7 protein-coding genes and 1 pseudogene are annotated in these 9,314 nt (G+C 51.1%); 5 read left to right on the forward strand and 3 right to left on the reverse strand.

All coding sequences use genetic code 11. From position 1 onward, the window contains the following. The 3 genes and pseudogenes from RMO52_RS12025 to RMO52_RS12035 all read right to left on the reverse strand — a co-directional run. A pseudogene (locus tag RMO52_RS12025) lies at positions 1 to 210 on the reverse strand (cation:proton antiporter); the annotation flags it as partial. Positions 211 to 409: 199 nt separating this feature from the next. Beyond that, on the reverse strand, positions 410 to 1,066 hold the full coding sequence (locus RMO52_RS12030; protein WP_310414427.1) for a response regulator transcription factor: 657 nt from the start codon (positions 1,064 to 1,066) through the stop codon (positions 410 to 412). Positions 1,067 to 1,124: 58 nt separating this feature from the next. Next, complete coding sequence (locus RMO52_RS12035) at positions 1,125 to 2,267, reverse strand: HAMP domain-containing sensor histidine kinase (protein ID WP_310414413.1); 1,143 nt, start codon at positions 2,265 to 2,267, stop codon at positions 1,125 to 1,127. 462 nt (positions 2,268 to 2,729) lie between these two features. Between RMO52_RS12035 and kdpA the strand changes: the two genes are divergently transcribed. The 5 genes from kdpA (at position 2,730) to RMO52_RS12060 (ending at position 9,305) form a co-directional block, all read left to right on the forward strand. Next, entirely contained in the window at positions 2,730 to 4,439 is a 1,710-nt protein-coding gene (gene kdpA, locus RMO52_RS12040) for a potassium-transporting ATPase subunit KdpA (RefSeq protein WP_310414415.1), read from the forward strand. A gap of 235 nt (positions 4,440 to 4,674) precedes the next feature. Beyond that, on the forward strand, positions 4,675 to 6,762 hold the full coding sequence (kdpB, locus tag RMO52_RS12045; RefSeq protein ID WP_310414418.1) for a potassium-transporting ATPase subunit KdpB: 2,088 nt from the start codon (positions 4,675 to 4,677) through the stop codon (positions 6,760 to 6,762). 6 nt (positions 6,763 to 6,768) lie between these two features. After that, on the forward strand, positions 6,769 to 7,011 hold the full coding sequence (locus RMO52_RS12050) for a potassium-transporting ATPase subunit F (RefSeq protein ID WP_309743621.1): 243 nt from the start codon (positions 6,769 to 6,771) through the stop codon (positions 7,009 to 7,011). Positions 7,012 to 7,520: 509 nt separating this feature from the next. Further along, on the forward strand, positions 7,521 to 8,156 hold the full coding sequence (gene kdpC, locus RMO52_RS12055; protein ID WP_310414422.1) for a K(+)-transporting ATPase subunit C: 636 nt from the start codon (positions 7,521 to 7,523) through the stop codon (positions 8,154 to 8,156). A 39-nt stretch (positions 8,157 to 8,195) separates the two neighbouring features. Next, positions 8,196 to 9,305, forward strand: a complete 1,110-nt coding sequence (locus tag RMO52_RS12060) for a sensor histidine kinase KdpD (protein ID WP_310414424.1) — start codon at positions 8,196 to 8,198, stop codon at positions 9,303 to 9,305. Positions 9,306 to 9,314: the final 9 nt, after the last annotated feature.

Genomic DNA, 9,314 nt, shown 5'->3' on the forward strand with positions numbered 1-9,314 from the left:
CACAATTACACCTGCCACCAATTCCCCTAACACTGGCGGAAAATCTAGTCGATTGGCTACTTCCGAGCCAATTTTACTGGCGATAAAGATCGTCACTAGCGTTAGTAAGACTCCCGACAGAATAATTGGCGAGTATTCTGCTGCTACTGTCGCCAATAGTGGCGGTGCGCTGGCAGCATTCCATAAAGTCAGGGTATCGTTCAAAAACATAGTTTGTTGTAATAAAAACGCAGAGGGATAGCAAAAATAACCCAATCGCTATGTATGTAGCATTACCAGTTTAGAGGATGAAGGGATGCGGATAAACTAGAGCTAGCTCGATCGCTAAATTTGGCGGATAATACTCATAAACGATCGTCATATCCGGCAATGGTTCAAACACCGATTAAATCGATCTCACTCGAAGCCTTTAGAGATCGAGGAGCTTGTTGTGAGTGGCGATCGAGACGGCTTGTTTGCGATCGGTTGCGCCTAATTTGTGTAAAATCGTGTGGACGTGGACGCGGACTGTCCCAGGGGTAATGTACAAGATTTCAGCGATTTCGCGGTCGGTTTTGTCGGTGGCAATCAGGTTGAGAATTTCACGTTCGCGTTTGGTGAGCGGTTCTACTGCTATAGCCAGTGCGTCAGTAGGATTATTTTGAAACAGCGTATGAATCTCAGCGGTGGCAGTGGCATCCCACCAGGATGCGCCAGCAATGACCGATCGCATGGCTAAAACTAGCGTTTCGGCGGCTACCCCCTTGAGGCAATAACCTTGCGCTCCAGCGGCAACTAGCCGAGAGATGAGCGCAGTTTCATGGCGCGATGTTAAGACCAAAATTGGCAGTTTGGGATAGTGTTGTTTGAGTTGCCGACAGGTTTCCAATCCCCCCAATCCGGGTAAGCCGATATCGAGGAGCACCAGATCGAAGAGTTGTTGCTTGGCAAGATCGAGTGCGGTTTCACCATCTTCGGCTTCTACTAATAGCTCGATCCCCGACTCGCGTTGCAAGCGGACTTGTAAGCCCAGGCGAAACAATTCATCATCTTCTACTAGCAGAATTTTCAAGCGATCGAGCGGCATCTTAGCATACTTGAGGAAAGCAAACTCCACAATGCAATATTACCACGATCGATCTGGTCTATCGGGTGGTGGGATGGCCGATCGCCCGCAGCCGAAACCCAAAGCTCGCACCTTGAGGAACGCGATTTTGTGCCCAAATCGTCCCGTCGTGTGCTTCGACAATTTGCCGCGCCAGATACAATCCCAGCCCCGATCCGCTGGCTTGGCGATCGCTCGAACCTTGATAAAACCTCTCAAATAAATGGGGCATTTCATCTGGTTGAATCCCCGCACCAGTATCTAAGATCTTGACGACGCAATCGCCTGCTCGATCGCCCAATTCCACTTCCACTTTCGCCCCGCGTGGCGAGTGATTGATGGCATTAGTTAACAGGTTGGCGAACACCCGCTGTAACTGTAAGGCATCGCCATTTACCCACATGAATTGCCGAAAATCTGAGTCACCATAAGTTAGGGACAGATGCACCCGGCGACTGGCGGCAAGATCGAACAACTCTGCGGCTGTCGATTCGGCTAACTTGGCCAGATCGAGCGGACGGCAGTCGAGCTTGAGTCCTTCGAGATCGTTGCGATAGACATCCAAGAGTGTTTCCAGTAGCTTCAAGCTGGTTTGATGGCTGCGGATGATGGTATTGAGGACGCTCTTTTGTTGGGGGTGGACGCTGCCAAATTGCTCGCGATCGAAGGCTTTGAGGGTTTCGATCGCGCCTAAAATTGGCGTTTTTAAGTCGTGCGTGAGAGTGGAGGCAAAATCTTCGCGCAAACTCGCAAGTTTTTCTTGAATTTGCAATTTAGCTTGCTGTTGTACTAAAGCTTGTTGAATGTGCCGATTGCGATCGCTCAAGATCCCCGTCACGATCGTTGCTAGTACAGTAATCAGGCGATTTGCCACCATCGCCGGATGAATCTCTCGATGATGACCTGGAACCCAAATATTCAGCAGTGTCAACACTACCGCCAGTGCGGTAATTAGTAGCGTCGTGCGGCGGCTGAGATGAGGCTTGGCAAATAAAATCGGACTGATATAGAGATACCCCATCACATAGTCGGGTGGCGTCAAGATCTCTAGCGTAAATACCAGTGCAAATAAGCCGATCGTCGTCCAGAATAACGATAAATTCTTGAGATCGAGCTGCCAATCGAATGTCGCTAGTAAATTAGTCGTGGGGGCAACGTTTTCAGCACGAGTCCATGGTGGCATCACACACTTCCTTCAAATTGCGATTTATTTAGTGTAGCGATAAAGCGCTCTAGAAATTGGGTGGCTAATTGACGATCGTCATCGCAGTTCGATCGACAGCATGAATACTTGCCATTTAGCTATCTATCTAAAGATAGATTTTCGATCTAATTTAGTTGTAAATTAGCATACATAAATAGCTGTCTAGGTAAATGTTTTGAAATAAAATTTAATTGTCTGAATTGGAATGCTGAAATTAATCATCTAAACAAAAACTAAACAAGTTGCAAATGAGACAATACCAGCAAGGCAAGATATATAGCAGCAGCTAGATTGACTAATGCTAAACAGAAGATATACCTTTTCAACGAATTAAATCTGTGTCACGATCGTAATAAGTAGAGCAACAACAGCGAATTAAAAACACGGTCGATGCTTTCGCGATCGCTGACGATCGCCGACATAATTAAGGAAGATTAACCCATGCTACAGGGATGGATTCAGATTGGCATCACGTTAGCGATTATTGTGGCAATTACGCCGCTATTTGGTGGCTATATCGCCCGAGTTTATCTCGGACAACGCACCATCCTCGACCGAGTTTTACAGCCTGTCGAAGGACTGATTTATAGTTTGAGTGGTGTGAATATTCAAACTCAGATGACAGGCTGGCAGTACGCTCGCTCGATCTTATATAGCAACTTGGCAATGGCAATATTGCTATTTTCCATCCTAATGTTGCAGGGCTTACTCCCACTCAACCCCACTGGATTAGGGGCACCGACTTGGGATACAGCCTTACATACGACGATTTCCTTTATTACCAATACCAATCAGCAGCATTATTCAGGCGAAACTACTTATAGTTACTTTTCGCAGATGTTGGGATTGGGGTTTATGTTCTTTACCTCAGCCGGAACGGGGATTGCCGTCGCGATCGCTTTTATTCGCGGTTTGACGGGTAGACCCTTGGGTAATTTTTATGTCGATCTGACTCAGGCGATTACGCGGATTCTGTTGCCGATTAGTATCATCGGCACACTCTTACTGGTAGCGTCAGGAGTCCCCGAAACTCTCTCAGGGCCAATTTTGGTGCCGACCTTAGAAGATCCAAATCTGCGGCAAGCGATCGCGATCGGGCCAGTCGCTCACTTTGAGATTATCAAACAATTAGGTGAAAACGGCGGCGGATTTTTTGCAATTAACTCCGCACATCCATTTGAGAATCCCAATGGATTTTCTAATCTGATTCAGACACTAGCGATGATCTCCATTCCCACCTCGATGATTTATACCTATGGCGTCATTGCGGACAATCGCAAACAAGCTTGGTTGGTCTTTGGGATGGTGTTTATCATCTACGTCGCATTTATCATCATCACCGCGATCGGCGAGTATAACGGCAACCCCCTCGTTAACTCGATTTTGGGCAGCACACAGCCCAATTTAGAGGGCAAAGAAGTCCGCTTCGGCTGGGCGCAGTCGGCGCTGTATGCGGTAACTACTACGGGGACGATGACGGGTGCAGTCAACTCGATGCACGACTCCTTTATGCCCACAGGTGGCTTTGTTTTACTATCCGATCTGTTCCTCCAAATCATTTGGGGCGGTCAGGGAACGGGGACAGCTTATTTATTCTCCTACCTGATTTTGGCAGTATTTGTCACCGGATTGATGGTCGGACGCACCCCGGAATTTTTGGGACGCAAGATTGAAAAAAATGAAGTGGTATTAACTAGCTTTTTGCTATTGCTAGTGCATCCGATTTTCGTGTTGATTCCGGGTGCGATCGCTTTAGCATTTCCCGATCTCCTGGCTGGCATTAGCAATCCAGGTTTTCACGGACTCGCGCAAGTAATGTATGAGTATGCCTCCGCAGCAGCGAATAATGGCTCCGGTTTTGAAGGATTAGCCGACAGCCAACCCGCACCCAGCGCCTTGTGGTGGAATCTAAGTACCTCAGTCAGTCTGCTCGGCGGTCGCTATGTCCCGATCGTGTCTCTATTACTGCTTGCTGAAGGGATGTCCCGCAAACAACCCGTACCGTTTACGACAGGTACATTGCGTACCGATACCGTCCTGTTTACCGGAGTTACCGCTGGCGTAATTGTAATTATGGGCGCACTAACTTTCTTTCCCATCCTGGCACTAGGGCCGATCGCGGAAGGCTTTTTGTTAGGCGGTAAGGGGTAATGGGTAAAGAAAGTTGGCGTTGCTGAATTGGGGTATGAAGCATAGATCTTGCCCTCACCCCCAACCCCACACCCAAGCTTGGGGGAGGGGAGCCAGAGCCGGAGGCGAGGGCGGGACTGAAGAGCAAATCATACCTTAAATCAGCAACGCCAGAAAGTTTTCCCGTTTACCTTTTACTGTGCGCTCAAACTGCTTATCGACGATCGGAAATTAGATTTCGCATCTTTGCTAATATATGACTCCCAATTCCGCTAAACCACAAGCAAACATTGAAGGTTCTCGCGAACGCCGCCAGACTCCCAAAGCTTCGCTGCAAGGGCTATATCAACGCGCCGTCCGCGATGCTTTTATCAAACTCGATCCGCGTACCGCCGTCGGTAATCCCGTGATGTTCATCGTCTGGGTAGGCACGATCGTCACCTTGCTAGTGACGATCGATCCGAACTTATTCGGCACAGTCAAAGCCGATCTCGGTCAACAGCGGCTGCTGAATGGCTTAATTACGTTCATTTTATTTTTCACAGTCATATTTGCGAACTTTGCCGAAGCCGTCGCCGAAGGGCGCGGTAAAGCTCAAGCCGACTCCCTGCGATCGAGTCGTGCGGATACCCCCGCTCGCAAAGTCTTACCCGATGGGACGATTGGGGAAGTGAGTTCCACCGCCCTCCGCAAAGGCGATCTCGTCAAAGTCGCCATCGGCGAGATGATTCCCGCCGATGGGGAAGTCACAGCCGGGGTAGCTTCCGTAGACGAATCAGCAATTACCGGAGAATCCGCACCAGTATTAAAACAACCCGGTACTGACATCGCCAGCTCCGTCACAGGCGGGACGCGCGTCGTATCCGACGAATTGACGATTAGGATTACTGCCGATCCCGGACAAGGCTTCATCGATCGGATGATCGCCCTCGTAGAAGGTGCCAAACGCGCCAAAACCCCCAACGAAATCGCCCTGACGGTATTTCTCGCCGTCCTCACCCAAGTATTCTTAATTGTCGTCGCGACTCTCTCCCCACTCGCCAACTACGTCAATACCCCCATTACGATCGCGATTCTCATCTCGCTCTTAGTCGCCCTAATTCCCACTACTATCGGCGGACTACTCAGCGCGATCGGGATTGCCGGGATGAATCGCGTCTCCCAATTTAACGTCATCGCCACCTCTGGACGGGCTGTAGAAGCCTGTGGCGACGTAAATACCTTAATTCTCGACAAAACCGGGACGATCACCCTGGGCAACCGTTTAGCCGATGAATTTATTCCCGTCAACGGTCATTCCCTGACTGAAGTTGCCGCCATTGCCCTGGCTGGGAGCTTATTTGACGAAACCCCCGAAGGTAAATCGATCGTCCAACTCGCTGAAAAATTGGGCGCGACACTCATGTTCGATCGTACCCGCGCTGAAGGGATTGAATTCTCCGCCCGTACCCGGATGAGCGGTACCGATTTTCCCGACGGGATTGAAGTTCGTAAAGGCGCGATCGATGCCATTCGCGGCTTCGTCCGATCGCGCGGTGGCAACATTCCCGACGAATTCGATGCCGCTTACGAGCGCGTCTCCAAACTCGGCGGTACCCCCTTGGGAATCTGTCAAAATGGGGACTTATACGGCGTAATTTATCTCAAAGATATCGTCAAACCCGGACTCAAAGAACGATTCGACCAACTCCGCCGCATGGGTGTCCGCACCATCATGCTTACTGGCGACAACCGAATTACCGCCTCCGTCATCGCTCAAGAAGCAGGCGTCGATGACTTCATCGCCGAAGCCACCCCCGAAGACAAAATCGATGTCATCAAGCGCGAACAGTCCCAGGGTAAACTCGTCGCCATGACTGGAGACGGCACCAACGATGCCCCCGCCCTCGCCCAAGCCAACGTCGGCGTCGCGATGAACTCCGGCACCCAAGCCGCCAAAGAAGCCGCCAACATGGTCGATCTCGACTCCGATCCCACCAAACTAATCGATCTAGTCGCGATCGGCAAACAGCTCCTGATCACCCGTGGTGCCCTGACTACATTCTCGATCGCCAATGACATCGCCAAATACTTCGCGATTATCCCCACGATCTTCGCCGCCGCTGGCATCGGCTCGCTCAATATTATGGGACTCAAAAGCCCCCAGTCAGCCATCCTCGCCGCCCTAATCTACAACGCTCTCATCATCCCCGCCCTGATTCCGCTTGCCCTCAACGGCGTCAAATTTCGCCCCCTCACCGCCGACCAATTGCTCCAACGCAACATCCTCATCTACGGCTTAGGCGGCGTCATCGCCCCCTTCATCGCCATCAAAATCATCGATGTACTGCTCCCCTTCTCCTAACCAAATATGAACCGCAGCATCATTTCCGCAGAGCTAGCCCAGCTCTGGCAAGCCTGGAGTCGCCGCAAATATCCCACCTATTTGTTCCTCTCCCTCTGCTTCAACGTCGTCCTCGCCTCCGCCGCCTTCGCCGCCACAGGCGACACCTTCTCCCGCCCCCAAATCTACGCCCTGTGCATCTTAGGCTTAGGTACGGTAGCTCTGTCGGCATATCTATTTGTTGTCATGTTTCAACCAGAAAGATTTTAGAGGAGATGGGAGATGGGAGATGGGAGATGGGAGATGGTAGATGGTAGATGGGGGATGGGGGATGGGAGATGGGAGTGAGCATGTTGGGTTTCATTCTTCTGCTTGGTGCGCTAAACCGTCGGGAAACCCGACGAGCGCGCATCCGCAACCCAACCTACAGATCTACAAAGTTCACCACGCTAGCACACAGATCGAACCATACGCAGGAGAGTTTGAGAGGCGGCGTCCCGCCTTTCAACGGGGGGGCTGGGGGTCGGAACCCCCAGATCCGGGTTCTGCCTCCGCCAGAAAAATCGAAACCCACTAATATCTAACATTTGCCGCCCCGCTTCCTACCCACAACCCACTAACATCCAACATTTACCGCCCCGCCTCAAACCCACAACCCACTAACATCTAACATTTGCCGCCCCGCCTCAAACCCACAACCCACTAATATCTGACATTTACCGCTCCGCCTCATACCCACAACCTCCAAATTTCACCCCACCAAACCCCCATAAACAACCATGAATCCCGCCCGCGAAATCGGTAAAGCCATCCGCGCCACCCTCGTCCTCTGGCTCCTCGTCGCAGTCATCTACCCCTTCGCCATGCTCGCTATCTCCCAAGTAGCCTTCTCCGCCCCAGCCAACGGCAGCCTCCTCAAAAACGCCCAGGGTCAAATCGTCGGCTCCGCCCTCATCGGACAAACCTTCACCAGCGACCGCTACTTCAACAGTCGCCCCAGCAGCACCAGCTACAGCACCGCCGATCCCAAAAAAGACACCGCAGGCATCCTCAAAACCGGAGTCTCTGGAGCCAGCAACCTCGCCCCCAGCAACCCCGCCTTACTCGATCGCATCAACGGCAAAACCGACCCCGATCCCAAAAAAGCGATCGCCGGAGACCTCCCCAGACTCCGCCAAGCAGGCATCAAACCCACAGCCGACCTCCTCTACACCTCCGGTTCCAGCCTCGACCCCCACATCACACCTGAAGCCGCCACAGCGCAAGTTCAACGCGTCGCCAGTGCCCGCAAAGTTACAACCGATCGAGTCCAAATCCTCATCGTCCAAAATACCGACTCTCGCTTCCTCGGCATCTTCGGCGAACCCGGCGTAAATGTCTTAAAACTCAACCTCGCCCTAGATACATTACGTTAATCCACTATCCACTATTCACTATTCACTATCCACTGTTTCATGCAAATCTATCGTCGTGGCAAACACAAAATTTTTATCGGGATGAGTCCGGGTGTCGGTAAAACTTACCGAATGCTCGAAGAGGGACATCGACTGCGCGCCGAAGGCATCGATGTCGTTGTCGGTTTACTCGAAACCCACAACCGTGCGGAAACCAAGGCTAAAGCGATCGGACTCGAACAAGTTTCCCGCAAACAAATTGTCTGGCAAGATGCTACGCTGACAGAAATGGACGTACCAGCGATCCTCCATCGCCAACCGCAACTAGTTTTAGTAGACGAACTCGCCCATACTAATATCCCTGGTTCCGAGCACGAAAAACGCTACCAAGATGTCGAACAGCTCCTCGTCGCCGGAGTTGATGTCTATTCCACTGTGAATATCCAACATTTAGAGAGCCTCAACGATACCGTGGCGCAGCTCACCGGAATTGTCGTGCGCGAACGGATTCCCGATCGCATTCTCGAAGCCGCTGATGAGGTTGTCGTTGTAGATGTCACGCCAGAAACACTCCAAGAACGCCTACGAGACGGCAAAATTTACGCCCCAGAAAAGATCGACAGTTCTCTCAATAATTTCTTCCAGCGGCGTAATCTAGCAGCATTGCGAGAGTTAGCACTCCGAGAAGTCGCCGACAACATCGAGGATACTCAGCAATCCAAGGGCGATGCCCTCGTACCAGCATCTTGCAACATTCACGAACGAGTGCTGGTATGTATCTCGACATATCCTAATACCGTGCAACTCCTCCGGCGCGGGGCGCGAGTTGCCAACTACATGCACGCTCGATTCTATGTACTATATGTCAACGAACCCGATCGATTTTTAACTAAAGCTGAGAGCCTGCATATCGCTACCTGCGAACGGCTCTGTCAAGAATTTGGCGGTGAGTTTATTCAAGTGCGCGAATACAATATCATCAAAGCGATCGCCCAAACCGCCCAACAGTACCGAATCACCCAAATAGTCATGGGTGAAAGTCAAAACTCGCGGTGGCAGATCTTCTGGAAAGGTTCGCTGACTCAACAGATCCTCCGCTTGCTCAAAAATGTTGATATTCACATCATTTCAACTAGTAGATCTGCCGACGAGGAGCGAGTCAAGTCCTAACTAATACAC

This window comes from Chamaesiphon sp. OTE_8_metabat_110, assembly GCF_031382685.1.
Lineage (GTDB): Bacteria > Cyanobacteriota > Cyanobacteriia > Cyanobacteriales > Chamaesiphonaceae > Chamaesiphon.

Excerpts from the sequence above, each read along its gene's own strand:
- RMO52_RS12030 (WP_310414427.1), bottom strand. The coding sequence starts at position 1,066 with ATGCCGCTCGATCGCTTGAAAATTCTGCTAGTAGAAGATGATGAATTG.
- RMO52_RS12035 (WP_310414413.1), bottom strand. The coding sequence starts at position 2,267 with ATGCCACCATGGACTCGTGCTGAAAACGTTGCCCCCACGACTAATTTA.
- kdpA (WP_310414415.1), top strand. The coding sequence starts at position 2,730 with ATGCTACAGGGATGGATTCAGATTGGCATCACGTTAGCGATTATTGTG.
- kdpB (WP_310414418.1), top strand. The coding sequence starts at position 4,675 with ATGACTCCCAATTCCGCTAAACCACAAGCAAACATTGAAGGTTCTCGC.
- RMO52_RS12050 (WP_309743621.1), top strand. The coding sequence starts at position 6,769 with ATGAACCGCAGCATCATTTCCGCAGAGCTAGCCCAGCTCTGGCAAGCC.
- kdpC (WP_310414422.1), top strand. The coding sequence starts at position 7,521 with ATGAATCCCGCCCGCGAAATCGGTAAAGCCATCCGCGCCACCCTCGTC.
- RMO52_RS12060 (WP_310414424.1), top strand. The coding sequence starts at position 8,196 with ATGCAAATCTATCGTCGTGGCAAACACAAAATTTTTATCGGGATGAGT.